Raw genomic sequence first — 24021 nt, 5'->3', positions numbered from 1 at the left:
CCTTCGGCGGGCGGCTTTCGGGGATGGCCGCCCGCCCCTGACATCGCGACGCCAGAATCGGGACCGGAGACCATGCAGATCGGCGCCCTCGTCCGACGTGCGGCCCTGCACTTCAAGGACGCCCCCTGCCTCACGCAGGAGGGCCGCACGCTCAGCTACGCCGACTTCGACGCGGCGACCGACCGGCTGGGCAACGCGCTGCTGGCCAAGGGCCTGCAACCCGGCGACCGGGTCGGCGTGCTCCTGCCCAACTCGATCGAGTGCATCGTGGCGTACTATGCGCTGGCCAAGGCGGGGCTGGTCCGCGTCGGCATGAACACGCGCGAGACGCTGGCCGATCACAACTACAAGCTGGGCGACAGCGGCTCGGTCTGCGTGCTGCACGCAGGGCTCGAGGGGCTGGCGCCCGAGATGCAGATCGGCTGGGACGAGCTTTGCGGGATGATCGAGGGCGGCGACCCCACGCCGTGCAGGGTGGATCGGCCGCTCGATGCGCCCCTGCGGTTGGGCTACACCGGCGGCACCACCGGCCAGCCCAAGGCGGTCACGCTGACCACGCGGGGGGAGCTGGCGGAGCTCTCGGCCTTCCTCACCGACCTGATGCCCGACATCCGCGAAGGCGACACCTTCCTGCACGCCGCACCCATCGCGCATGCCTCGGGCGCCTTCTTCCTGCCCAGCCTCGTGCGCGGCGCGCGCTCGCTGGTGATGACGAAGTTCGACGCCGAGGAGTTCATCGCGCTGGCCGAGGCCGAGGGCGCCTCGCTCACCTTCCTGGTGCCCACCATGCTGGCGATGCTGATGGAGGCGCCGGGCGTCGATACGGCCGAGCTGAAGTTCCGCCGCATCGCCTATGGCGCCTCGCCCATTTCCCCCCGCCTCTACGAACGGGCCGAGGCGCGCTTCGGTCGCGTCTTCGCCCAGACCTACGGGCAGGCGGAAAGCCCGATGGTCATCACCTGCCTCAAGCCCGAGGATCACGACCGGGTGGGCAGCTGCGGCCGCCCCTTCACCATCGCCGAAGTCGCCGTGATGGACGACGACGACCGAGAACTGCCGCCTGGCGAGACGGGCGAGATCTGCGTGCGCGGTCCCATGACCATGGCGCGCTACTGGAACCGGCCCGAAGCGACGGAAAAGGCGTTCCGGGGCGGCTGGCTGCACACCGGCGACGTGGGCCGAATGGACGAGGACGGCTTCTTCTACATCCTCGACCGCAAGAACGACATGCTGATCTCGGGCGGCTACAACGTCTACCCGCGCGAGGTGGAGGACGCGGTGCTCGCCTGCGAGGGGGTGGTCGAGGCGGCCGTAGTCGGCATCCCCGACGAGACCTGGGGTGACCGGGTGCACGCGGTGGTCGCCGGGCGCGCGGATCTCGACCCGGAACGCATCCGCGAGGAGGTGCGCGGCCGCATCGCCGGCCACAAGGCGCCCAAGTCCGTCGAGGTCTGGCCCGAACTGCCCAAGAGCGCCGCGGGCAAGATCCTGCGCCGCGAGGTGCGCGACCGGGTGCGCGCCGCCCAAGAGAAGGAGAGCAGCACATGAACGAGCAGACCCTCGCCCTGCATGGCCTGGCCATCAAGAAGCACGGCGACGCGGCCGGCATCGCGCAGATCACCGGCCTGCCGGAAGAGACTGTCACGAAGCACCTCGAGGCCGCAGCCCAGGCCGGCCGTGTGAACAAGGCGGGCGAGAAATACATGCTCGCGCCGACCGCCGCGATCTCGCTCCAGTCGGGCTATTCCCGCGACTTCGCCGAGCAGCGCGCCAATGCCGAGATGAACGCGGCCTACGACGATTTCGAGACGGTCAACGATCAGGTCAAGCAGCTCATCACCGACTGGCAGACGATGGAGGTGGGGGGCGAGCGCCTGCCCAACGACCATTCGGACAAGGAGTACGACGCCGCGATCATCGACAGGCTCGGCGACCTTCACGAGAAGGCAGAGCCGGTGCTTGACCGGCTGACCGCGCATGTGCCGCGCCTGAAGGTCTACAAGGACATGCTGCTCGAGGCGCTGGAGCGGGCCGAGGACGGCGCGATCGAATGGGTCAGCGACGCCAGGATCATGAGCTATCACACCGTCTGGTTCGAGCTGCACGAGGATCTCCTGCGGATCCTCGGGCGGGAACGGGTGGAGTGATGCCCGACCTCCGCTGGACCCTGCGGCTCGACGGCAGCGCTCTGCCGGACAAGTCGCTGATCGGCGGCAAGGCCTGGTCCATCGCGCGAATGCGGGCGCTGGGCCTGCCGGTGCCGCCGGCCTTCGTGGTCACGACCCGCGCCTGTGTAGAGTTCCTGGCGAAAGGCGACTGGCCCGACGGGCTGGCCGAAGAGATCGATGCCGGCATGGCCTGGCTGGAGGAGGCGACGGGCCGCCGTTTCGGACATGGCCCCCAGCCGCTGCTTGTCTCGGTGCGCTCGGGCGCGCCGATCTCGATGCCCGGCATGATGGACACGATCCTCAACATGGGCATCTGCGCCGAGACCGAAGAGGCGCTGGCCGAGGAGATGGGCGATGCCGGTTTCGCCCACGACGTGCACCGCCGCTTCTACGACCTTTACGCCGACATCGTGCTGAAATGCGTGGGCGCCGAGTTTCCGCCCGAGGGTGACGCCGAAAGCTGGGCCGCGACGCTGAAGGAAAAGTCCGGGCAGGCGATCCCCGAAACGCCGCGCGACCGGCTCTTCGCCTCGATCGACGCGGTGTTCAACTCGTGGAACGGTCGGCGCGCCAAGCGTTACCGCAAGCATCACGGCATCCCCGACGACCTCGGCACCGCCGTCGCCGTGCAGGCCATGGTCTTCGGCAACATGGACGCGCAGAGCGGCACGGGCGTGCTCTTCTCCCGCAACCCGATCACGGGCGCGCGGAAACCCTACGGCGAATACCTCGCCTGCGCGCAGGGCGAGGACGTGGTCTCCGGCAAGTTCACGCCGCAGCCGGTCGAGACCATGCGCGAGACGGTGCCCGCCGCCTTCGACGCGCTGATGGCGGCCTCCGAGACGCTGGAAGAGGCCAACGGCGACGTGCAGGACATCGAGTTCACCGTGCAGAAGGGCGCGCTTTTCCTGCTGCAGAGCCGGGCGGCCAAGCGCGCGCCGGCCGCCGCCGTGCGGATCGCGACCGAGATGGTGCGCGAAGGGGTCATCACCCCGCAGGTCGCGCTCACGCGCGTGACGCCCGATCAGGTGCGCCTGCTGCTCGCCCCGCGCCTGAAGCCGGGAGAGGCCGAGGCGGCAGACGAGTTGTGCAGGGGCGAAGCCGCCTCGCCGGGCATCGGTATCGGGACGGTGGTCACCGACAGCGACGAGGCCGAACGCCGCGCGGCGGCGGGCGAGAACGTGATCCTGGCCCGCGTCACCACCAGCCCCGAGGATCTGCACGGGATGCTCGCGGCCAAGGCGGTCATCACCGAAAAGGGCGGCTCGACCAGCCATGCCGCCGTGGTCAGCCGCGCGCTCGGCGTGGCCTGCGTGGTGGGCTGCGGCGTGGGGTCGGTCACGGCGCACGCCGGGCAGACGGTCACGGTGGACGGCTCCACGGGACGGATCTACGCCGGCGCGCTCGCCGCCGAGGCGCCGGACGAGGACGCAGAGGCTGACCTCGCGCAGCTCAAGGACTGGGCGCAGGCGGCCTGCCCGATCCCGGTGCACACGCCGGAGGCGGCGCCGCAGGCGCAGGTTCTGGACCTGAACGCAATCGAGGGCGGCGAGGATGCGGCCAACCTGCCCCGGCTGCTCGAGGGCGCGGAGGCGGCGACCGGCGGCGCGCTGGCGACGGAAGAGGGCATGGCGGCGGCCATCGCGGCCGGGCTGAAGTTCGTGGTCGGAAAGCCCGCGCTGCCGCTGCTTCTGGCGGGCGCGCGGGCGGGCACGGCGCATGAAGACCGCGAGACCGTCGCCGTCTCGGCGCAAGGGTGAGAGGGACAGGGATGGGCCTGAAGACGAGCGACATAGAGGCGCTGATCCGCATCTTCGACGAGTCGGACTGGGAGGAGATGCACCTGGAGATCGGGGGCGAGGAGGTCTTCCTGTCGAAGGATCCCGCGGCCCGTGGTCCGGCAGCGGTTGCGACGGCCGCTTCGCCGCAGGCGGCGGCCATGCCGGCCGCACCGGCAGCTGCAGGGCACGCGCCGGCTCCGCCGGCGCACGAAGAGGGAGGGGCGCCCGCGCACGCGGGCGCATCCGCGCACGAGGGATGGGTCGCGGTGACGGCTACCAATCTCGGCACCTTCTACAAGGCGCCGGAGCCGGGCGCGCCGCCTTACGTCTCTGTCGGCGACAGGGTCGCGCCCGAGACCGAGGTCTGCCTGATCGAGGTGATGAAGCTCTTCACCACGATCCGCGCGGGCGTTGCGGGCACCGTGCGCGAGGTCTGCGTCGAGGACGCGCAGATGGTCGAATACGGCCAGACGCTGATGTGGATCGAGCCGGACTGAGATGACGATCGACCGCCTCTTCGTGGCCAACCGCGGCGAGATCGCGGTCCGCATCCTGCGCACGGCGAAGGCGCTGGGGCTCGAAACGGTGCTGGGCGTGTCGGAGGCCGACAAGGGCGGCCTGGGCGCCGAGCTGGCGGACCGCGCCGTGGTGCTGGGGCCCGCGCAGGCGGCGCGGAGCTACCTGAACGTCGATCTGATCCTGCACGCGGCCAAGGCCACGGGCTGCGACGCGCTGCACCCGGGCTACGGCTTCCTGTCGGAAAAGCCGGAACTCGCGCGGCGCTGCGCGGAGGAGGGCATCGCCTTCGTCGGTCCCCGCCCCGAGACCATCGAGGCGCTGGGCGACAAGCTGTCGGCGCGCCGTCTGGCCGAGGCGGCCGAGGTGCCGACGGTGCCCGGCACCGACCACATCGGCGAAGTCGCGCGCGCCCGGGAGGCGGCGGAAGAGATCGGCTATCCGGTGGTGATGAAGGCGAGCGCGGGCGGCGGCGGAAAGGGCATGTTCCTTGCCCGCACGCCCGAGGAGCTCACCGCCAGCTTCACCCGCGCCAGCCGCGAGGCGGAAGCCGCCTTCGGCGACGGGCGGCTCTACATGGAGCGCTTCGTCGAGCGCGCGCGGCATGTCGAGGTGCAGGTGGTGGGCGACGGCGAGGGGAAGGTCGTGCATTTCGGTGACCGCGACTGTTCCGTGCAGCGCCGCTACCAGAAGCTGATCGAGGAGGCGCAGGTCACGGCGATGCCCGCGCCCGTGCAGCAGCGGATGCGCGAGGCCGCGGTGCGCCTCTGCGCTCACGCGCACTACCGCAACGCGGGCACCGTCGAGTTCCTCTACGACATGGACCGCGAGGATTTCTACTTCATCGAGGTCAACTCGCGGATTCAGGTGGAGCATCCCGTCTCCGAAGAGATCACCGGACAGGACCTGATCGCGCGGCAGCTTTCGGTCGCGGCCGGGAAGGGGATCGGCATCGCTCAGGACGAGGTGGCCTTCGACGGCCACGCGCTGGAGGTGCGGATCAACGCCGAGGACCCGCGCAACGACTTCCTGCCCGCACCCGGCCGCGTCACCGACTGGCACCCGCCCGAGGGCGAGGGCATCCGCCTCGACAGCCACATGCGGGCAGGCGACATGATCCCGCCCTTCTACGACAGCATGGTGGGCAAGCTGATCGTCCGTGGCCGCGACCGCGAGGCCGCGATCGAGGGTATGCTCGGCGCCATCCGCGACTTCCGGCTGGAGGGCGTGGCGACGACCCTGCGGCTGGCCGCCTACATCATCGGGCACCCCGACTTCCGCTCCGGCGCCTTCTCGACGCGCTGGCTGGAGGATCGCGCCTTGCCCGCCTTTCTGAACGAGGAGTGAGCCCGATGGCCCATATTGAATTTCTCGACGAGACCATGCGCGACGGCCAGCAGAGCCTCTGGGGGATGCGCATGCAGGCCGGCATGGCGCTGCCGGTGGCGCCGTTGATCGACAAGACGGGCTTTCGCGTCATCGACCTTGCCGGGTCGTCGCTGATGGAGGTGATGATCAAGCACGCGCGGGAAAACCCGTGGGAGGGGCTGGACCTGCTGGTGGACGCGATGCCGCGCACGCGGATCCGGGGCGGGATGCGGTCGAACGCCAGCGTGACCTTCGGCGTGACACCAGACGCGCTGATGGACTGCTGGATGCGGCAGCTCAACGAACACGGCGTGCGATCCTTCTGGATCTACGACGTGCTCTTCAACATCGACAAGATGCACCGGCTGGCCAAGGTCGCGAAGGAATACGGCTCCGAGGTCGCGGGCGCGGTGATGTTCGCGCTCTCGCCCGTGCACACCGACGAGTTCTTCGCCGAGAAGGCAGGACAGCTCGCCGCCTCGCCGGACGTGGACACCATCCTGCTCTACGACACCGCCGGTGTGCTGGAGAAGGAGCGGCTCAAGACCCTGGTGCCCGCGATCAAGGCCCGGATCGGGGACAAGCCGCTGGAATTCCACGCCAACAACATCCTCGGCCTGTCCGGAAAAGCCTATGTCGACATCATCGACCTGGGCGTGACGATCCTGCATACTGCATCGCGGCCGATGGCGAACGGCCCCTCGGTGCCCTCGACCGAAAGCGTCGTCCGCAACATCGAGCTTCTGGGGCACACACACGACCTGGATACTTCGCTGTTCCAGCCGGTGGCGGATCACTTCCGCGCGGTGGGCAAGGCGGCGGGCTTTCTCGTCGACCAGTTCAACGAATATGACGTGCTCTCGACAGAGCACCAGATCCCCGGCGGCATGACCGGCACGCTCAAGGCGCAGCTCGCGCAATACAACATGACCGACCGGCTGGGTGACGTGCTGGAGGAAACCGCGGTGGTCCGGCGCGAGCTGGGCTACCCTGGCATGGCAACGCCGTTCTCGCAGCTCGTCGGCACGCTCGCGGTGCTGAACGTGGTGACGGGCAAGCGCTATTCGGTCATCCCGGACGAGGTGATACAATATGCGGCGGGCTTCTACGGGCAGACCGTGGCGCCCATCAAGCCGAACGTCCTGGACAAGATCATGTCGTCCTCGCGCGCGAAGGAAGTGCTGGCCAACCCGCCCGAGCAGCCCACCATCGAGGAGCTGCGCAAGCGGTATGGCACTAGGAACGACGACGAGCTGATCCTGCGCGCGCTGGTGCCCGAGCACGACCTCAAGGCGATGTGGGCCGCGGGGCCGGTGAAGCGCGACTATCCGCTGCTGTCCTCGCCGGAACTTGACGAGGCGCGCCGGCTGATGAAGGTGGCCAACAGCCCCGTTGTGCAGATCCGCAGCGAGGCGATGAACCTGACGCTGAGACGAAAGGGGGCCTGATGGCCCGCCGCGCCGTCATCGTGGACGTGGTCCGCTCGCCCTTCGGGCGGGGGCGGGCCTCTGGCGCGCTGGCGGCGCTGCATCCTGTGGATCTCTACGCACGCGTGCTTCAGGCCCTGGTCGCGCGGACGGGCGTCGACCCCGCGCTGGTCGAGGACGTGATCACCGGCTGCGTCATCCAGGTGGGCGAGCAGGCGGCCAACATCGGTCGCCAGGCGGTGCTGGCGGCGGGCTTCCCCGAGACGGTGCCGGCGGTGACGCTGGACCGCAAGTGCGGCTCGGCGCAGCAGGCGATGGACTTCGCCGCGCAGGGGGTGATCGCGGGGGCCTACGACCTGGTGATCGCGGGCGGCGTCGAGATGATGAGCCGGGTCGAGATGAAGTCGAACCGGATGGGGCGCGACAATCTCGGCCCGATGTTGCACGCGCGCTACCCAGAGGGGCTGGTGCATCAGGGGATCTCGGCCGAGCTGATCGCGGCGAAGTGGGATCTCTCGCGCGAGGAACTCGACGAATACGCCTTCCGCTCGCACCAGCACGCGGTTTCCGCGCGCGGGATCGTGGCCCCCGACATCGTGGCCCTGGAGGTGGACGGGCGCACCGTGGACATGGACGAAGGCCCGCGCCCAGACACCAGCCCGGAGAGGCTGGCTGACCTGAGCCCGGCTTTCCACTCCGACGCGATGGCGGCGCGCTTCCCCGAGATCGGCTGGCGCGTGACGGCCGGTAATGCGAGCCAGGTGACCGACGGGGCGGGCGCCATGCTGATCGCCGAGGAATCGGTGGCCGCGCGGCTGGGCCTGACGCCCCGTGCGGCCGTTTCGGGCTTCGCCGTCACCGGCGACGACCCGGTGATGATGCTGACCGGCGTGATCCCGGCGACCCGCAAGCTCAGCGCGCGGTGCGGGCACCCGGTGGAAGAGATCGACGTCTTCGAGGTGAACGAGGCCTTCGCCAGCGTCGTTCTGGCCTGGCAGCGCGAGCTGCGCGTGCCGCTGGAGCGCGTGAACATCTTCGGTGGTGCCATCGCGCTGGGCCATCCGGTCGGCGCCTCGGGCATCCGGCTGACCGGCAACCTCCTGCGCGCGCTCGAGGAGACCGATGGGCGCTTCGGCCTGCAGACAATGTGCGAAAGCGGCGGCATGGCCAACGCCACGCTGATCGAAAGGCTTTAGAGGGAGGAAGGCTCATGTTCGTCGTGTCGGTGCTCTACCCGCCGGGCGAGTTCGATCTCGGCTACTATCGGGACACCCATCTGCCCATGGTGCGGCGCCTGCTTGAACCCGCCGGCATGAGCGAGATGGGATACTGGCGCCCGTCCGAGATGGACCCTGCGTCGCCCTATCAGCTGATCGCCGAGCTGCGCTTCCCAGATCGGGCAACGGGCCTCGCCGCGCTCGACGCGCACGGGGCGGAAACGCAGGCGGACATTCCGAATTTCACGCCGGTCACGCCGGTGATCGTCATGGGCGAGATGGCGGCCGACTGACCGGGGGGCGAGAGGCAGGTCCGGGGCCGGTCACTGCCGTGCGACGGTGCGCGTCTCGAGTTCGCGCAGCAGCTTGCGCGTCATGGCGCGGCGGAAGTCCTCGTAACCCAGCGCCGTCTCGACGAAGGCCTCCGGGCCGCGGATGACCTCAACACGGAAGTAGCTCGATAGCTCGCCGATCTGCATCTGTCGCCGGTCCACCCAGTCGCCGCCGTCCGAGCCGACGACGAGCGCGTTGACCGTGATGCGGCCGAGGGCCCGGCGAATCATGCCGGGCGCAGGGCCCGTGTTCGACTTGCCGTCGCCGGAGATGTCGATCACCTGCCGCCAGCAGACCGGACCCTCCGCCATGAGCCTCGCGCCATGGGCAAGCGCGGCGCCGATCGCCGTGGGACCGGGCGCCAGGGCCCGTTCGGTCGCGCGAAGCCGTGCGGCGACCGCGGCAAGGGCCGCGGCATCGGTGATCCGGGTCCAGGGCAGCAGGCCGCGCTGCGCCTCGGGGCCGCTCCATTCGTAGGCGGCCAGCGCCACGGGACTCTCTGGCCGGGCGAGCAGCGCCTCCGACACCGCCTCGTCCTCGAGCGCGGCGGCCAGCCCGTCGAGCTGGAGCCGGTATTCGCGGGCGTCCACCGACTCTGAGACATCCAGCGCGAACGCGAGGGCGAGCCGGCAGGCGGCCTCCGCCGGGGCGGCGAGCAGCGCCAGACCCGCGGCGAGCGCTGCCTTCATTCCCCGGCCCGGCCGACGACGATCCCGCCGATCTCGCGGAAGAGCTTGCGCTCCATCGCACGCCGAAAGTCGCCGTAGCCCTCGGCGTATTCGACGAAGGCGTCTGGGCCGTGGCGCAGATCGAAGAGGTAGTAGTCGAGCACCTGCGGATCGTGACCGCCCACCGCGAGCCCGTTGACCGTGATGCCGGCGAAGGGGAAGTGCCGGTAGGCGTGCACGGGCTCGAAACCGTCGTTGCCGATCCCATCGCCGGAGACGTCGAGGACGCGACGCGCGCAGTCGGGCCCCCGCCGGAACATCGTCGTGCCGAATCCCAGCGCATAACCGATCGCCGTCGGAAAGCGCGAGAAGCTGCGCGGCGCCGCACGGATCTTGGCGGCCGCGGCGTCGATCGCCCCATTGGTGTCGAGCGCGGTCCAGGGCACCAGCACCTGTTGCTGATTGCGGCCCGACCACTCGTAGACGGCGAGCGCGACATGGCCCGGTGCGCCCGACAGGATCGCGGCACGGATGTCGGGCGCGGCCAGCGCCCCCGCGAGGCCCTCGCGCTGCAGCCTGTGCTCCGCGGCGTCCACCGAGCTCGAGACGTCGAGCGCGAGGAGCAGCGCGAGCCGGCAATCCGCCGCTGCGCTCCCGCCCCACAGAGCGAGCAGGAGGGCGAGCGCCCTCACCAATGCCCGGTGTTCTCCATGCTGGCCCAGGGTTCGGCCGGCGCCTTGGGCTCGCCCTTCTGCAACAGCTCGATCGAGATGTTGTCGGGCGAGCGGACGAAGGCCATCCGCCCGTCGCGCGGCGGACGGTTGATCGTCACGCCGTGGTCCTGCAGGTGCCGGCACATCTCATAGATGTCGTCGACCTCGTAGGCGAGATGGCCGAAGTGCCGGCTGTCAGACGGAAGGCCCTCGTCGCCGTCCCAGTTGTAGGTCAGCTCGATCGGCGTCTCCTCCTGTCCGGGCGGCGCCATGAAGACCAGCGTGAAGCGCCCCTGCTCGTTGTCCCAGCGCCGGGTCTCCCTCAAGCCCAGGAGTTCGTAGAACGCCTTGGATTCGTCGAGATCCTTCACCCGGACCATGGTGTGCAGGTAGCGGATCGTCATGCAGACCCTCCTTGATACATCAGGAACCCGTGTGGGCAGTCTAGGGCAGGGGGCCGGCTTGTCGAGATCAGAACGCCGAGCGCCAGCCAAGCTGCAATCCGACTTCCTCGGTATCGTGCAGTCCGAGATTCGAGTCGGTACGCGCCGCCCGTAGCGTGAGCGAGGGGATGAATCCGTGATACTCGATCGCGGGCAGGTCGGCGGTGATCTCGAGTGCGATCTCGGAGTCCGTCCTGCTGCCGGTGCCGAAGACCGCCTGCGGGAAGTGATCCTCCGCGATTGTGAAGCCCATGTTCAGATCCATGCTCAGCACAGGCCGTGCGAGCGAGAGCCGCGCGCTGGCCTCGATCCGATCGAACTCGCGCGAGGCCGCGTCAGAGCGGCTTGCGGTCGCGGCGAGACCCAGGCGCAGCCGGCTGCCTCCGTCGAGCACCCGCGTCACGCCGGCACCGACGCGCAGACTGCGGCTGTCCGGCGTGCCGCCGAGGCCTTGCTGGCCCTCTGCGGTGACCGACAGGTTCGCGCCCGTCCGCGAGCCGAGCGTCCAATTCTGCGTGCCGGAGAGCTGTAAAAAGCGGGTGTAGGGATCGCCGCCATACCAGGTCTGGCCCGCGCTCGCCGCGACCCACCACGGCGGGCTTTCGGCGTCGCGCCGCGCCTCGTGCGCGAAGCTGGCCGCGAGCGAGCCAAAGGCGAAATCGCTGCCCTTCGCATTCGGAGCCTTGGACCGCGCTTCGCTGCTCAGGCGATAGGTGCGGTAATGCGCGCGCAGCAGAAGGTCGGTGCGGTGCAGCCGGCTTTCGCTCAGACGGTAACGGGTGTTCGCGCCACCGGCGACCTCGGTGCCGGAGAGGGCCTGCGCGCTGCCGTCGAGACGGAAATCCAACGGTAGATCGTAGAGCCGTGTCGCCGAGCGCGCGCTGCCGTTGTTCACATTCGAGCGGGGCGCGATCGAGAAGCTGAACTCTGTGGACCAAGGGTTGCGTGCCTGGACGTAGCGGAAGTCCTCGATCGCGCGGCGCCGCATCTCGGGCGTGGGTGCGTGATGCACGGCACGCCGGAGCCACCATTGCGCGCGTGTCCGCCGCTGCGAAGACGCGAGCGCCTGCGCCATGGCGAGTGCCGAGAGATGCCTTGTCGCGCCGGTTTCGGAAAGCCCCCATGCGGCCCGCGCCGCATCGGCGGCCTCGTCGTATCGGCCGCTGTCGCGGAGGGCGCGCGCCCGAAGCAGCAGCGCAGCGCCATCCTCGGCATCGCGGTCAAGCAGCGCCGCCGTGATCGGCAGCGCGAGCTCCGGCTGACCCGCCTCGATCGCCTCGGCGGCCAGCTGCCGCATCGCCTCGGGGCCAAGCGCCACGGGCTCTGCGGCTACCTGGCCGCCTGCCAGCGCCAGAAGCAGCGCCGCCCGTTCGAGAAGGCGCCGCAGACCCACCATCTAGCGGGTTGCGATGAAGCCGCCGGTTTCGCGGAAGGTTACGTTTTCGTTGCGCGGGTCCTCGCCTTCGACCACAACGATGCCGACCACCTCCTCGGCATTGTCGCCGGAGAGGATCGCGTAATAGTTCCCCGCCTCGTATTCCTCGATCGTGGCGTTGCCCGACCCGTCGACCGAGACGTAGGTGCTGAAGGCCTCGCCCGTGATCTCGCCGTTCTCGTCGAGAACGCCGGAGCCCACCTTGAAACTCAGGATCGGGAGGGCGGAGCCCCCGGTGCCCAGCGCATCGACGATGGTCTGCGTAATGTCGGTGCCGTCCATTGCGTAGACCCGGCGATTCACGATCTCGCCCTGCACTGCCGTCGGATCGTTGAAGTCCTCGAAGTCGATCGCCATGTTCACGTCACCGGAGACATATTCCAACCCGCCGCGGTTCTGGAAGTCGCGCAGGCCGGCGTATTCTCCCTGATAGTTCGCCTGCCCGCTGGTGGGCAGGGTCACCGAGACCGGATTGCCGGCCGCGTCGGTGTCGTTGCGCTGATAGATATAGCCGCCGAAGCCGTAGCCCTGGTAGGCGCCGGTGCGCACGATCGCGAACTCGGTGGAGCCGGACATGCTGACCGCGTAGATGCCCTTGTGAGCGAACTGGTTGATCGGCTCGGAATTAAGCGGGTCGGTGACAGTGCCGGTGTTCTCGTAAACGGCAAAGCGCCCGGTATCGCGGCGGCTGCCCGGCGTGGCGGTGTCAAGGCTCGGAACCTGATCGTCGCGCGCGTAGAAGTTGTCGCCGTCGAAGCCGAGGTTGTCCACATAGAAGAGATCGTTCTGCTCGTCATAGCTGACGGACTCGGCGAAGCCGTTGCCGAGTTCCTCGTCGCGGGCCTCGCGACGGAAGATGCCGGCATCGGGCGTGGGCGAGGCGGTGCCGGGCGGCAGGACTCTGTCGCTCTCGATCGGCTCGCCGTCGTCTCCGGGCGGCGTGTCGCCGTCCGCGTCGCCGTCCGCGTCGCCGTCGGTTCCGTCGCCCCCGGCGTCTTCCGCGGCGCGGTTGAAGGGATTCGTCTCGTCCCCGGTCGTGCAGGCCGCCACGAGGCCGAGCGCCAGAAGCAGCGTCAGAATCCGTGTCATCGTCGTGTCCCGCCTCAGTGGATAAGCGTGTTTTCCGGCCAAAATCCGTAGCTTCCGCAGAAAAGTCAATGTGAGCTCCCGGAGGTGTGGGAATTTTCCGGTGGACTGAGGCGGATTTGCCGCCACCCGATCTGGTGGTTGGCGTGACCCTCTCCGCAAGATATGGTGGCGGCGGGACTCATCTGGTGGTGGAGGATTCGCCCATGCCGCTCACGCCCGAGCAGGAAGAAGAGATCAAGGCGCAGCGCGCAACCCCGCGGCAGACGCTGCGCGCCGTGTCCGAGGGGATGGAGGCGCATCTCTACACCGCCTACCCGGTGCTCGACCACGGCTTCGTCCGGGTGATCGACTACATGGGCGACGACGCGGCGATCGTGCAGGCGGCGCGGGTGAGCTACGGGGCCGGCACGCGGCATGTCTCGAACGACGAGGGGCTGATCCGCTACCTGATGCGGCACTGGCACTCGACCCCCTTCGAGATGTGCGAGGTCAAGCTGCACGTGAAGCTGCCCGTGTTCGTGGCGCGGCAGTGGATCCGCCACCGCACGGCCAACGTGAACGAATACTCGGCGCGCTACTCGATCCTCGACCGGGAGTTCTACATCCCGGAGCCTTCGGCGCTCGCCGCGCAGTCCACGGTCAACAACCAGGGCCGGGGCGAGGTGCTGGGCCCGGAGGAGGCCGCGCGGGTGCTGGAGATCCTCAAGGGCGACGCGGCGCGGTGCTACGATCACTACGAGGCGATGATCTCGGACGAGGGGCAGCAGGGCCTTGCGCGGGAGCTGGCGCGGATGAACCTGCCGGCCAACGTCTACACGCAGTGGTACTGGAAGACGGACCTGCACAACCTCTTCCACTTCCTGAGGCTCAGGGCCGACGCCCACGCGCAATACGAGATCCGCGTCTACGCCGAAGAGATCGGGCGGCTGGTGGCCGACTGGGTGCCGCTCGCCTGGCAGGCCTTCCTCGACTACCGGGTGGGGGGTGCGACGCTGTCGGCCAAGGCGCTCGACTGCCTGCGCCGGATGCTGGCCGGCGAGGAGGTGACGCAGGAGACGAGCGGGCTGTCGAAGCGGGAGTGGCGAGAGTTCAGGGAAGTGTTGGGGAATGAACGCTAAGTCAATGCCAATAGAGTATACTGTTCTTTTCGCTCACCAGTTGCCGGGATTAAAGTGGCTTCCGAAAGAATGTGAGCCACATATCTCCTAGGAACGAGGTGCGGGTCCGTAGAGATCTCGGGCGAGATTTGGCCAAAGTAGTTTGAGCCGTCATCTAGCACAAAATGAAAAGTCTCGCGCGCAGTATCAAGCCCAACAAGTGTCCCTTCCAGTTGTAGTTGCTCCCGTTCAAGATCTACAGCAGATTCGAAAATGTCTTTCAGTTTGTGGAACCTCTCGACCGGGACCAGTTGGCCCTTGAAGGTCCCCGTTGACTGGCGCCACTGGTAGTCAACAGAGTTACCACTTCGGAAATTGGCGGCGACCCACCTATACAGCCTCGAAGTGGCGGCGAGACCAAGTTGTCGGGTGCAATCTATCGCTTCATTGGCGCTCTCTATTTCGAGAAAATCTCCTATAGCTTCAACCGTTTCATCAAACTCGCCGGCAAACAGGCTGCGCTCGTCCGTGATGTACAGCACGAAGCCAAAAGAGCCCTGGTAAGTGCTTTCAATAGAAAGCTCGGTCCGCGACAGAGTTTCTTCCGAATACCGGGCGCGTTCCTTGGCACCATGCTTCTTGGCGTCGTAGGCGGCCGTGAACCCTTGCTGGAAGCCTATCAGGCTCTCAGCGATTGTGTTTATTGAATACCGGGCATTAGTATTTATTATTCTATAGTTCACAAAGTCAATAAAGTTCGCTTTGGCAAACTCTGCCACTTCCCGCTCAAATTGGCCAAGCCTCTTTCTTAAGGAAAGCAGGCTGCTCTTTGCGGCGCGATCATCCGGATTCTCAAAGATGTATTCTTCGAGTCTGGAAACCCGCTCCCTGTCCTTGCGCACCTTTTCTAGAAGTTCGTCTGGTATCATCGTTAAGGCTCAACGTAGACTACTGCAAATCCCTTGAGCCATTGGCCACTGTGCTCAATGCCAAAAAGATCGGCCCATTGATCTGGGTTGTCTTCCTCGTAGAGCTCGTGGCCCCTCGGGTATTCAATACACACAAATGCATCGACGCCAGGCAGTGCATGAAAGTGCGGCTGCATTATCTCATCTAGGAAATCGAGTGCTGCTTCCGATAGCGCGTTGTATGTTTCATGCCAAACGATTATCACGACGTCGACATCATTAGGGTCAGGCTTATTGCAGAGGTAGCTTCCATTTATCCAAACCTGGCAAGCGACTCCGAGTTCCTCTAGTGCGTCGAGTAGTTCGTGTAGCCGAAAGTTTAATTCTATTCGACTAGTTCCAAAGCCGCGAGCAAATCGCGAACTCAACTCGGAGCGATCAAACTCATGGCGCCCCGGTCCTAGCAAAGGCTCGTAATCGAACTTCGTCGTTGTCAAGGTCGGTGACGCATGCTTCCGAGCAAGATATTACCGAAAAACGTTAAAGAAGTCACCCATCCATCTTCAACGCCGAGATGAACGCCTCCTGCGGGATCTCGACCCGGCCGAACTGGCGCATCTTCTTCTTGCCGGCCTTCTGCTTCTCCAGAAGCTTCTTCTTGCGCGTGACGTCGCCGCCGTAGCACTTGGCGGTCACGTCCTTGCGCAGCGCCGAGAGCGTCTCGCGCGCGATGACCTTGCCGCCGATCGCCGCCTGGATCGGGATCTTGAACATGTGGCGCGGGATCAGCTCCTTGAGCTTCTCGCACATCGCGCGGCCGCGCTGTTCGGCCCGGTCGCGGTGCACCATGACGGACAGCGCATCGACCGGCTCGTCGTTCACCAGGATGGACATCTTGACCAGCCGGTCCTCGCGGTAGCCGGTGATCTCGTAATCGAAGCTGGCGTAGCCCTTGGTGACCGATTTCAGCCGGTCGTAGAAGTCGAAGACCACCTCGTTCAGCGGCAGGTCGTAGACCACCATCGCACGGCTTCCTGCATAGGTCAGGTCCTGCTGGATGCCGCGGCGGTCCTGGCAGAGCTTGAGCACCTCGCCCAGGTAGTCGTCGGGCACGAGGATGGTGGCCTTGATCCGCGGCTCCTCGATCCGGTCGACGTGGGAGGGGTCGGGCATGTCGGCGGGATTGCTGAGCTCGCGCATCTCGCCGTCCTTCATGTAGAGGTGATAGACGACCGAGGGCGCGGTGGTGATGAGCTCGATGTCGTACTCGCGCTCGATCCGGTCGCGGATCACCTCGAGGTGCAGGAGCCCCAGGAAGCCGCAGCGCAGGCCGAAGCCGAGTGCGGCGGAGCTTTCGACCTCGTAGGTGAAGGAGGCGTCGTTGAGCGCGAGCTTCTCGATCGCGTCGCGCAGGTCGTCGAACTGCGCGCTGTCGACGGGGAAGAGGCCGCAGAAGACCACCGGGACCGAGGGCTTGAAGCCGGGCAGGGGCGTCTCGCACCCCTTCTTCTCGGTGGTGATGGTGTCGCCCACGCGGGTGTCGCGCACCTGCTTGATCGAGGCGGTGATGTAGCCGATCTCGCCGGGGCCGAGTTCGTCCACATCCTTCATCGCGGGGCGGTAGACGCCGACGCGGTCGATGTCGTAGGTGCCGCCCGTCTTCATCATGCGGATGCGCTGGCCCTTCTTCAGCACGCCGTCGATGACGCGCACGATGACCACGACGCCGAGGTAGGGGTCGTATTTCGAATCGACCAGCATCGCCTTCAGGGGCTTTTCCGCGTCGCCCTCGGGCGGGGGCGGCAGGCGTTGCACGATGGCCTCGAGCACGTCGGGGATGCCGACGCCGGTCTTGGCGCTGATCTGGATGGCGTCGGTGGCGTCGATACCGATCACGTCCTCGATCTGTTCGGCCACGCGGTCGATGTCGGCGGCGGGCAGGTCGATCTTGTTGAGCACCGGCACGATCTCGTGGTCGGCGTCGATCGCCTGATAGACGTTGGCGAGCGTCTGCGCCTCGACGCCTTGCGTCGCGTCCACCACCAGCAGCGAGCCCTCCACCGCCTGCATGGAGCGGCTGACCTCGTAGGAGAAGTCCACGTGCCCGGGCGTGTCGATCAGGTTGAGGATGTAGGTGTGGCCGTCCTGCGCGGGATAGTCGATGCGCACGGTGTTGGCCTTGATGGTGATGCCGCGCTCGCGCTCGATGTCCATGGCGTCGAGCAGCTGCTCCTTCATGTCGCGTTCGGCCACGGTGCCGGTGAGCTGGATCAGCCGGTCGGCCAGGGTGGACTTCCCGTGGTCGATGTGGGCGACGATGGAGAAGTTGCGGATATAGCGGCGATCGATCATGAGGCGGGATATGCGGCGGTTTCGGGGGGCGGTCAATGGGCCGTCTTGCCGCCGCCGATGCTTCATTCTTTGAACACGAATGGGGGATAGACCGCTGTCGCGCAAACGGGGGCAGCGGTGCCGGACTACACGATCTACGTGCTTGAAGAGGGCAACCTGTCGATCTCCGGCGGCGGGCAGCTCGACGGGGTGACGCAGGGCGACGGCTCGCACCTTGTGGGGCGGACCATCACGCTGGATGCGCCGGACTGGCTGGCGGTCGCCCTGCGGGACGACGACGGCAGCTTTGCCGACAACGACGGCAGCCAGCGGCTGGACGGAGATCAGACGCTCAACGGCACGACCTACGGGGACGGCACACGGGTCGAGGCCGAATACGGCCTGACGCTCAGCGACGGGACCAACACCTGGGACGTCGTGGGTTTCAACGTGAACGACAGCGACCCGGCCTACGCGACGGTTGAGGGGCTGGCCTTCATCGGTGGGCCGGGAGGCTTTCCGCCGCTGGGCGTGCCGCTGACGGTGGTTTCGGCGCAGGAGGGGCCGGATTTCCTGGCAGAGGATTACGCGACGCCGATCTGCTATGACGCCGGAACCCTGATCGCCACGCCGGACGGGCCGCGGCGGGCCGCGGCGATCCGCGCGGGTGATGCGGTGCTGACGGCTGACGGAGGGGTGCGCCCCGTGCTCTGGGCCGGGGCGACCGAGATGCCGGCCGGCGGCGCATGGGCCCCGGTCGAGATCGCCGCGGGGCGGCTGGGCAATGCGCGGGCGCTGCGCGTTTCACCGCAGCATCGGCTGCTGATCCGCAGCTGGCGGGCAGAGCTGATGCTCGGGGCGGACGAGGTGCTGGTCGCGGCAGCCCATCTGGTGGACGGGCGAGGTATCCGGCGCGTGCCGGGCGGCACGGTGCGATACGTCCACCTGTTGCTGCCCCGGCATGATCTGCTGCTGGCCGAGGGACTCGTGGCGGAGAGCTTCTATCCCGGCCCCGAGGCGCTCGCGGCGCTGGCACCGGCGGACCGCGCGGCGGTCCTGGCCGCCTTGCCGGACGGCCCCGCAGCCTACGGCGCGCCGGCCCGCCCTTTTCTCCGGCGTCACGAGGCGGCGCTGCTGCGGGCGGGCTAGCTCAGCGCGCCGCGACCGTGGGGGCGCCGGGAACGGTGCCCGAGATCTCCAGGATGAGCTTGCGGCGCACGGCGTCCGCGAAGCTCTCCATGTCGTCGGCGGTGACGACGAAGGCGCCGGGGCCGCCGATGATGCGCTCCTCGTAGATCGCCTCGAGATTGGCGCCGCCGCCCGCGCGGCCCGAGCAGAAGCGGCACAGGATGGCCAGCGCGTTGATCGTGATGCCGGACGCCAGCACCTCGGCGCGGGCGGCCTCGATCGGGGGGCCGGAGTAGTTGTTGGCGGAATCGCCCGAGAAGTCGATGACCTTGCGCCAGCCGTCGATCTCGTTCTCCTCGATCAGTCGCTTGCCGGCCAGCAGCGCCGAGCCGATGGCGTTGCGACCGTAGGCCATGCGCGGCGGACCCATCAGGGCGTCGGCGAAGCCCTGCGCGCTGTCTGCGTCCGCGACCACCGTCCAGGGCACCACGACTCCCTGGCTGTCGGCGGCGGCCCATTCGACGTAGGTGACGGCGATGCTGCCGTAGGCGGTGTCGGCGATTGCCTGGAGCACCGAGGGGTCGGTGATGGCCTCGGCGTAACCCTGCCGCTGGAAGCGTATTTCGTCGGTGTCGATGGACCCCGAGGCATCGGCGAGCAAGACGAGCTCGAGGTCCACCTCCTGCGCGGCAGCCGGGGCGGCGAGAGCCAGGGCGAAGGCGACTGTGACGAGGCGCATCGGGCGGTCTCCGCGTTTCTCCTCATGAATGGTGAGGCCGGGCGTGCCCCGGTCAAGGGCAGGCGCGCGGCCCGGCGCCGCAGCGCCTGTCCGGAGTTGAAAATTCGCGCGGTCGCAGGCATCCTGACCTGAACGACGAGCCCGAAGGGGCCGCACAGAGGCGCTTGAAGATCGAGCGGAGCCCGGAGCGACATGGCATGACGGGAGCAGGGCGCGCGGTCCTGGCCGCGGGACTGATGCTGACGCTGGCCGCGTGCGGCGGCGGCAGGCTGGAGAGCAGCTGCCTCGCGTCGGGTCGTGCGGCGGCGAACCCGGCCGTCTGCGGATGCATTCAGGCCGTGGCCGACCGTGAACTGAGCCGCGCCGATCAGCGGCTGGCCGCGAGCTTCTACGCCAACCCCCAGCGCGCGCAGGACATCCGGCAATCCGACAACCCCTCGCGTGAGGCGTTCTGGAGCCGCTACCGGGCCTTCGGCGAGGCGGTCGAGCGCAGCTGCGGGCGCTATCGCTGACCCCGCGAGGACTTGACCGCGCGGCGGACGTTCCGCAGAAGCACGAGGCGCGCCGCACCGGCGCAGGCCGGGAGGAGGCGATGGGGCTCAAGGGCGTGACCCTCAGGGGGCTCGAAGTGTTCGAGGCGCTCGCGGCCACCGGCTCGGTCGCCGAGGCGGCTGCTAGAACGGGACTCTCGGCACCGGCCGTCTCGCAGCAGATGCGCAACCTAGAGGCGGCCCTGGGCACCGCGCTGGTCGATCATGCGCGACGGCCGATGCAGCTCACGCCTGCCGGACGACATTTCCTGACCCGGGCGCGCGACGTGCTCGCGCAACTGCGCCTCGCGCAATCGGAAATCTCGATGATGGATTTGTCGGGCCTGTCGACCCTGGCGCTCGGCCTGATCGACGATTTCGACAACGACCTGACGCCGCGGCTGGCCACGATCCTTGCGGAAAGCATGACACGCTGCCGCTTGCGGCTGATCACGGCACCCAGCCACGAGATCACGGCGGCCCTGGCCGAGCGGCGCCTCGATCTCGGCATCGCGGCGAGCCCGGGCGCGCCGCCCGACGGCCTCGTCGAGCATCCGGTCGTGCGCGACCCCTTCATCCTGGTCACGCCGCGCGGGCCGTCCGAGGGCGAAGCGGCGCTCGAGCAGCTCCCCTTCCTGCGCTACGACCGCGCGCAGCTCATCGGGCGCACCATCGAGGCGCATCTGCGCAGTGAGGGCGTCAGCTTTCCCGAGCGCTTCGAGATCGGCGCGCATCAGGCGCTGATGGTGCTGGTGGCGCGCGGCGCGGGCTGGGCGGTGACGACGCCCTTGGGCTACATGCGCGCGGCGCGGCTGCACGACCGGATCGCGGCGCATCCGCTGCCCTTCGCGCCCTTCGCGCGCAAGATCTCGCTCTTCGCCGGGGCCGACTGGGCAAGCCCGGTGCCGCAGGACGTCGTCCGCACCGTCCGCGAACTTGTGCAGAGTCAGATTGTGAGCCCCGCGCTGGCCCAGCTGCCCTGGCTCGAGGGGCAGTTGCGAACGCTCGCGTGACTCAGGCGTCGAGGAAGGCGCGGACGGCGGCCTCGAACTCCCGCGGCTTGTCGGCGTGCAGCCAATGGCCCGCACCGGGGATCTTCGCGAAGCGTGCGGCGGGAAAGAGCGCCTTGATCGTCGCGCGGTGCTCGGGGCGGACGTAGTCGCTCTCTGCGCCCGCCAGAAAGAGGGTGGGCCCTTCGAAGCGGCCCTCGATGTCGGGGAACCCGAGAATCGCCGCCATGTCCCGCGCCAGCGCGTCCAGGTTCAGCCGCCAGTGCCCGGCCTTCACGTCCAGCGACTGTGCGAGGAAGGCGGCGAGGCCGCGCGCCTCCGCTCCGCCGCCCAGCCGCTCGGCGAGCGCGGCCGTCGCCTCCGCCCGGCTGCCGAGGGCGCCGGGATCGAGGCTCCGCATGGCGTCGAGCGCGGGCTGTTGCGAATGCTCGTAGGCGACCGGCGCGATGTCTGCGACGATCAGGCGCCGCAGGCCCGCCGGCGCGGTGAGCGCCAGCACCATGGCCGCCTTGCCGCCCATCGAGTGGCCCAGGAGGTCGCAGTCCCTCCCCTCCGCCGCGATCACCTCGGCCAGATCACGGGCCATGCCGGGGTAGTCGTGCCGGTCGGTCCGGGGGCTGTCGCCGTGGTTGCGCATGTCCACGGCGATGACCTCGCGCGTGTCGGAGAGCCGCTTCGCGATCACGCCCCAGTTGCGGCCCGAGCCGAAAAGGCCGTGCGCGATGACGAGTGGCGGGCGGTCGGAGGGATTTCCGTGGCGGGTGAGGGCAAGCATAGCGCGTGCCTAGCGCGCCATGCTCCGGTTTGCCAGCCTCGCGGGGGCTCCTCCCTCCCGTCCGGTCGGTCGTCGCGAGAAGCGCCCGAATGGGCGCGCCGAGCGCCGCGCTCAGAGTTGCGGATAGAGCGGGAAACGCCCGCAAAGCTCCGCGACCTCGCCCTTCACCTTGCGCTCGACCTCGCCGTTGCCTTCCTCGCCGTTCGCGGCAAGGCCGTCCACCACCTCGGTGATCCAGCGGCCGATCTGGCGGAACTCGGGCTCGCCGAAGCCCCGCGTCGTGCCGGCGGGCGAGCCCAGCCGCACGCCGGAGGTCACCGTGGGCTTTTCCGGGTCGAAGGGCACGCCGTTCTTGTTGCAGGTGATATGCGCGCGGCCCAGCGCCTTTTCGGTGGCGTTGCCCTTCACGGCCTTGGGCCGCAGGTCCACCAGCAGGACATGCGTGTCGGTGCCGCCGGTGACGATGTCGAGGCCACCCTGCATCAACTCGTCCGCCAGCGCCTGCGCGTTGGAGACCACCTGTTTCGCGTAGGCCTTGAACTCGGGGCGCAGCGCCTCGCCGAAGGCCACGGCCTTGGCCGCGATCACATGCATCAGCGGCCCGCCCTGCAGGCCGGGGAAGATCGCGGAGTTGAACTTCTTCGCCAGCGCCTCGTCGTCGGTCAGGATCATGCCGCCGCGGGGGCCGCGCAGGGTCTTGTGCGTGGTGGTGGTGACCACATGCGCGTGCGGGAAGGGCGAGGGATGCGCGCCGCCCGCGACCAGCCCCGCGAAATGCGCCATGTCCACGTGCAGCCAGGCGCCCACTTCGTCGGCGATGGCGCGGAAGCGGGCGAAGTCGATCTGCCGCGGCACGGCCGAGCCGCCGGCGATGATGATCTTCGGCTTGTGCTCGCGCGCCAGCGCCTCGACCTGGTCGTAGTCGATCAGGCTGTCCTCGCGCCGGACGCCGTAATGCACCGCGTTGAACCACTTGCCCGACAGGTTCGGCGGTGCGCCGTGCGTCAGATGCCCGCCCGCGTCGAGGCTCATCCCGAGGATCGTGTCGCCCGGCTTGAGCAGGGCGAGCGCCACCGCCTGGTTCGCCTGGCTGCCAGAGTTGGGCTGCACATTGGCGAAGCCGCAGCCGAAGAGTTGCTTCGCGCGCTCGATGGCAAGCTCTTCGGCCACGTCCACCCACTGGCAGCCGCCGTAATAGCGCCGGCCGGGATAGCCCTCGGCGTACTTGTTGGTCAGCACGGAGCCCTGCGCCTCGAGCACGGCGGCGGAGACGATGTTCTCGGAGGCGATCAGCTCGATCTCGTCGCGCTGGCGGCCGAGCTCGCCGCGGATCGCGGCGAAGAGCTCTGCGTCGCGGCTCTCGAGCGTTTCGGTGAAGAAGCCGTCGTCGCGGTGCGGGGCGTTCATGAGCGCATCCTCCTTTCGCGGGATGCGCCCGGTCCTACCCGAAACGGAGGCGCCGGGGAAGGTCGGAATGCGGCATCGCGACAGCGGGACGCGGCGCAGGGGCGCGCGGGCTGGCGCTCGCGGGCGATCCGTGCTTGGGTCGCGCGGAACCAAGGGGCCGCGCCAGGTAACCGATCATGACGCTCCGGATCGCCTTCACCGCCTCGGACTGGGACGTGGCGCAGGAGGCCCGCGCACGGCTCGTCGAGCTCTATGGAGACGTCCCCGAGGAGGAGGCCGACGTCATCGTGGCGCTCGGCGGCGACGGGTTCATGCTCGGCACCCTGCACCGCACCGCCCGGCTGCCGGCGCCGGTCTACGGCATGAACCGCGGAACGGTCGGCTTCCTGATGAACGAGTATTCCGAGGACGACCTGATCGAGCGAATCGAGGCCGCGGAGGAAACGGTCATCAACCCGCTCGCCATGCGCGCCGAGGGCGCCGACGGACGCCTCTACGAGGCGCTGGCGATCAACGAGGTCTCGCTCCTGCGTGCCGGCCCCCAGGCGGCGAAGCTGCGCATCACCGTGGACGGCAAGCTGCGGATGGAGGAACTTGTCTGCGACGGCGCGCTGGTGGCGACCCCTGCGGGCTCGACGGCCTACAACTACTCCGCCCACGGCCCGATCCTGCCCATCGGCTGCGACGTGCTGGCGCTGACCGCCATCGCGCCCTTCCGCCCGCGCCGCTGGCGCGGCGCGCTGCTGCCCAAGATGGCGCGGGTGCGGTTCGACGTGCTCGAACACGAAAAGCGCCCGGTGATGGCGGATGCCGACAGCCGCGCAGCGCATGATGTCGTCCGGGTCGAGGTGTGCTCGGAGCCGTCGATCGAGCACCGGCTGCTCTTCGATCCGGGCCACGGACTCGAGGAGCGGCTGATCCAGGAGCAGTTCGTCTGA

24 protein-coding genes are annotated in these 24021 nt (G+C 68.4%); 13 read left to right on the top strand and 11 right to left on the bottom strand.

Going from position 1 to position 24021, the window contains the following annotated elements:
• Positions 1-72 precede the first annotated feature (72 nt).
• The 8 genes from DRV85_RS04190 to DRV85_RS04155 are packed head-to-tail and all read left to right on the top strand — an operon-like array spanning position 73 to position 8770.
• Entirely contained in the window at positions 73-1548 is a 1476-nt protein-coding gene (locus DRV85_RS04190; protein ID WP_113288188.1) for a class I adenylate-forming enzyme family protein, read from the top strand.
• Entirely contained in the window at positions 1545-2147 is a 603-nt protein-coding gene (locus DRV85_RS04185) for a hypothetical protein (protein ID WP_113288187.1), read from the top strand. The genes DRV85_RS04190 and DRV85_RS04185 overlap by 4 nt, the downstream gene beginning before the upstream one ends.
• Positions 2147-3928, top strand: a complete 1782-nt coding sequence (locus tag DRV85_RS04180) for a pyruvate, phosphate dikinase (protein WP_113288186.1) — start codon at positions 2147-2149, stop codon at positions 3926-3928. The genes DRV85_RS04185 and DRV85_RS04180 overlap by 1 nt, the downstream gene beginning before the upstream one ends.
• A gap of 11 nt (positions 3929-3939) precedes the next feature.
• Entirely contained in the window at positions 3940-4446 is a 507-nt protein-coding gene (accB, locus tag DRV85_RS04175; protein ID WP_113288185.1) for an acetyl-CoA carboxylase biotin carboxyl carrier protein, read from the top strand.
• Between the two features lies 1 nt (position 4447).
• Positions 4448-5812: an acetyl-CoA carboxylase biotin carboxylase subunit gene (locus DRV85_RS04170; RefSeq protein ID WP_113288184.1), complete on the top strand. Its 1365-nt coding sequence runs from the start codon at positions 4448-4450 to the stop codon at positions 5810-5812.
• Positions 5813-5817: 5 nt separating this feature from the next.
• Positions 5818-7281, top strand: coding sequence for a pyruvate carboxylase (locus tag DRV85_RS04165; RefSeq protein ID WP_113288183.1), 1464 nt, complete (start codon positions 5818-5820; stop codon positions 7279-7281).
• Positions 7281-8456 (top strand): thiolase family protein, encoded by a 1176-nt coding sequence (locus DRV85_RS04160; RefSeq protein WP_113288182.1) that lies wholly within the window; start codon positions 7281-7283, stop codon positions 8454-8456. Before DRV85_RS04165 ends, DRV85_RS04160 begins: the two co-directional genes overlap by 1 nt.
• Before the next feature lie 14 nt (positions 8457-8470).
• Complete coding sequence (locus DRV85_RS04155) at positions 8471-8770, top strand: EthD family reductase (RefSeq protein WP_113288181.1); 300 nt, start codon at positions 8471-8473, stop codon at positions 8768-8770.
• Positions 8771-8800: 30 nt separating this feature from the next.
• On the opposite strand, the gene DRV85_RS04150 is transcribed toward DRV85_RS04155, so the two are convergent.
• The 5 genes from DRV85_RS04150 to DRV85_RS04130 form a co-directional block, all read right to left on the bottom strand.
• Positions 8801-9499 carry a DUF1194 domain-containing protein gene (locus DRV85_RS04150; RefSeq protein ID WP_113288180.1) on the bottom strand — a complete coding sequence of 233 codons (699 nt, stop codon included), beginning with the start codon at positions 9497-9499 and terminating at the stop codon, positions 8801-8803.
• Positions 9496-10170: a DUF1194 domain-containing protein gene (locus DRV85_RS04145; protein ID WP_420820905.1), complete on the bottom strand. Its 675-nt coding sequence runs from the start codon at positions 10168-10170 to the stop codon at positions 9496-9498. Before DRV85_RS04145 ends, DRV85_RS04150 begins: the two co-directional genes overlap by 4 nt.
• Positions 10167-10595 carry a VOC family protein gene (locus DRV85_RS04140; protein ID WP_113288179.1) on the bottom strand — a complete coding sequence of 143 codons (429 nt, stop codon included), beginning with the start codon at positions 10593-10595 and terminating at the stop codon, positions 10167-10169. The genes DRV85_RS04145 and DRV85_RS04140 overlap by 4 nt, the downstream gene beginning before the upstream one ends.
• A 67-nt stretch (positions 10596-10662) precedes the next feature.
• Positions 10663-12030 carry a porin family protein gene (locus DRV85_RS04135; RefSeq protein WP_113288178.1) on the bottom strand — a complete coding sequence of 456 codons (1368 nt, stop codon included), beginning with the start codon at positions 12028-12030 and terminating at the stop codon, positions 10663-10665.
• A complete protein-coding gene (locus DRV85_RS04130) occupies positions 12031-13158 on the bottom strand; it encodes a hypothetical protein (protein WP_113288177.1) in 1128 nt (375 codons plus the stop codon).
• Between the two features lie 203 nt (positions 13159-13361).
• Between DRV85_RS04130 and thyX the strand changes: the two genes are divergently transcribed.
• Positions 13362-14276, top strand: a complete 915-nt coding sequence (thyX, locus tag DRV85_RS04125; RefSeq protein ID WP_113288176.1) for an FAD-dependent thymidylate synthase — start codon at positions 13362-13364, stop codon at positions 14274-14276.
• Here thyX and DRV85_RS18965 read toward each other — a convergent pair.
• The 3 genes from DRV85_RS18965 to lepA are packed head-to-tail and all read right to left on the bottom strand — an operon-like array spanning position 14273 to position 17515.
• A complete protein-coding gene (locus DRV85_RS18965) occupies positions 14273-15184 on the bottom strand; it encodes a hypothetical protein (RefSeq protein WP_147238808.1) in 912 nt (303 codons plus the stop codon). The genes thyX and DRV85_RS18965 overlap by 4 nt on opposite strands.
• A 2-nt stretch (positions 15185-15186) precedes the next feature.
• Positions 15187-15660 (bottom strand): DUF6932 family protein, encoded by a 474-nt coding sequence (locus DRV85_RS19785; protein WP_420820904.1) that lies wholly within the window; start codon positions 15658-15660, stop codon positions 15187-15189.
• A 52-nt stretch (positions 15661-15712) separates the two neighbouring features.
• On the bottom strand, positions 15713-17515 hold the full coding sequence (gene lepA / locus DRV85_RS04120; protein WP_113288175.1) for a translation elongation factor 4: 1803 nt from the start codon (positions 17513-17515) through the stop codon (positions 15713-15715).
• A gap of 117 nt (positions 17516-17632) precedes the next feature.
• Here lepA and DRV85_RS04115 point away from each other — a divergent pair, with 117 nt between their 5' ends.
• Positions 17633-18643, top strand: coding sequence for a Hint domain-containing protein (locus DRV85_RS04115; RefSeq protein ID WP_113288174.1), 1011 nt, complete (start codon positions 17633-17635; stop codon positions 18641-18643).
• A gap of 1 nt (position 18644) precedes the next feature.
• Here DRV85_RS04115 and DRV85_RS04110 read toward each other — a convergent pair whose 3' ends face one another.
• A complete protein-coding gene (locus DRV85_RS04110) occupies positions 18645-19361 on the bottom strand; it encodes a DUF1194 domain-containing protein (protein WP_113288173.1) in 717 nt (238 codons plus the stop codon).
• Between the two features lie 197 nt (positions 19362-19558).
• On the opposite strand from DRV85_RS04110, the gene DRV85_RS04105 reads away from it, so the two are divergent.
• Both DRV85_RS04105 and DRV85_RS04100 read left to right on the top strand, forming a co-directional pair.
• Positions 19559-19873, top strand: a complete 315-nt coding sequence (locus DRV85_RS04105) for an arginine transporter (protein ID WP_113288172.1) — start codon at positions 19559-19561, stop codon at positions 19871-19873.
• A gap of 80 nt (positions 19874-19953) precedes the next feature.
• Positions 19954-20904: a LysR family transcriptional regulator gene (locus DRV85_RS04100; RefSeq protein WP_113288171.1), complete on the top strand. Its 951-nt coding sequence runs from the start codon at positions 19954-19956 to the stop codon at positions 20902-20904.
• Between the two features lies 1 nt (position 20905).
• Here the strand turns inward: DRV85_RS04100 and DRV85_RS04095 are convergent, their stop codons facing one another.
• Positions 20906-21676 carry an alpha/beta fold hydrolase gene (locus tag DRV85_RS04095; protein WP_113288170.1) on the bottom strand — a complete coding sequence of 257 codons (771 nt, stop codon included), beginning with the start codon at positions 21674-21676 and terminating at the stop codon, positions 20906-20908.
• Between the two features lie 111 nt (positions 21677-21787).
• A complete protein-coding gene (gene glyA / locus DRV85_RS04090; protein ID WP_113288169.1) occupies positions 21788-23083 on the bottom strand; it encodes a serine hydroxymethyltransferase in 1296 nt (431 codons plus the stop codon).
• 176 nt (positions 23084-23259) lie between these two features.
• Here glyA and DRV85_RS04085 point away from each other — a divergent pair, with 176 nt between their 5' ends.
• Positions 23260-24021, top strand: coding sequence for an NAD kinase (locus DRV85_RS04085; protein WP_113288168.1), 762 nt, complete (start codon positions 23260-23262; stop codon positions 24019-24021).

It is taken from the genome of Rhodosalinus halophilus (assembly GCF_003298775.1).
GTDB classification, from domain to species: domain Bacteria; phylum Pseudomonadota; class Alphaproteobacteria; order Rhodobacterales; family Rhodobacteraceae; genus Rhodosalinus; species Rhodosalinus halophilus.
The sequence above is the reverse complement of the archived record's forward strand: the minus strand, read 5'-3'. Positions and strand labels throughout refer to the sequence as shown.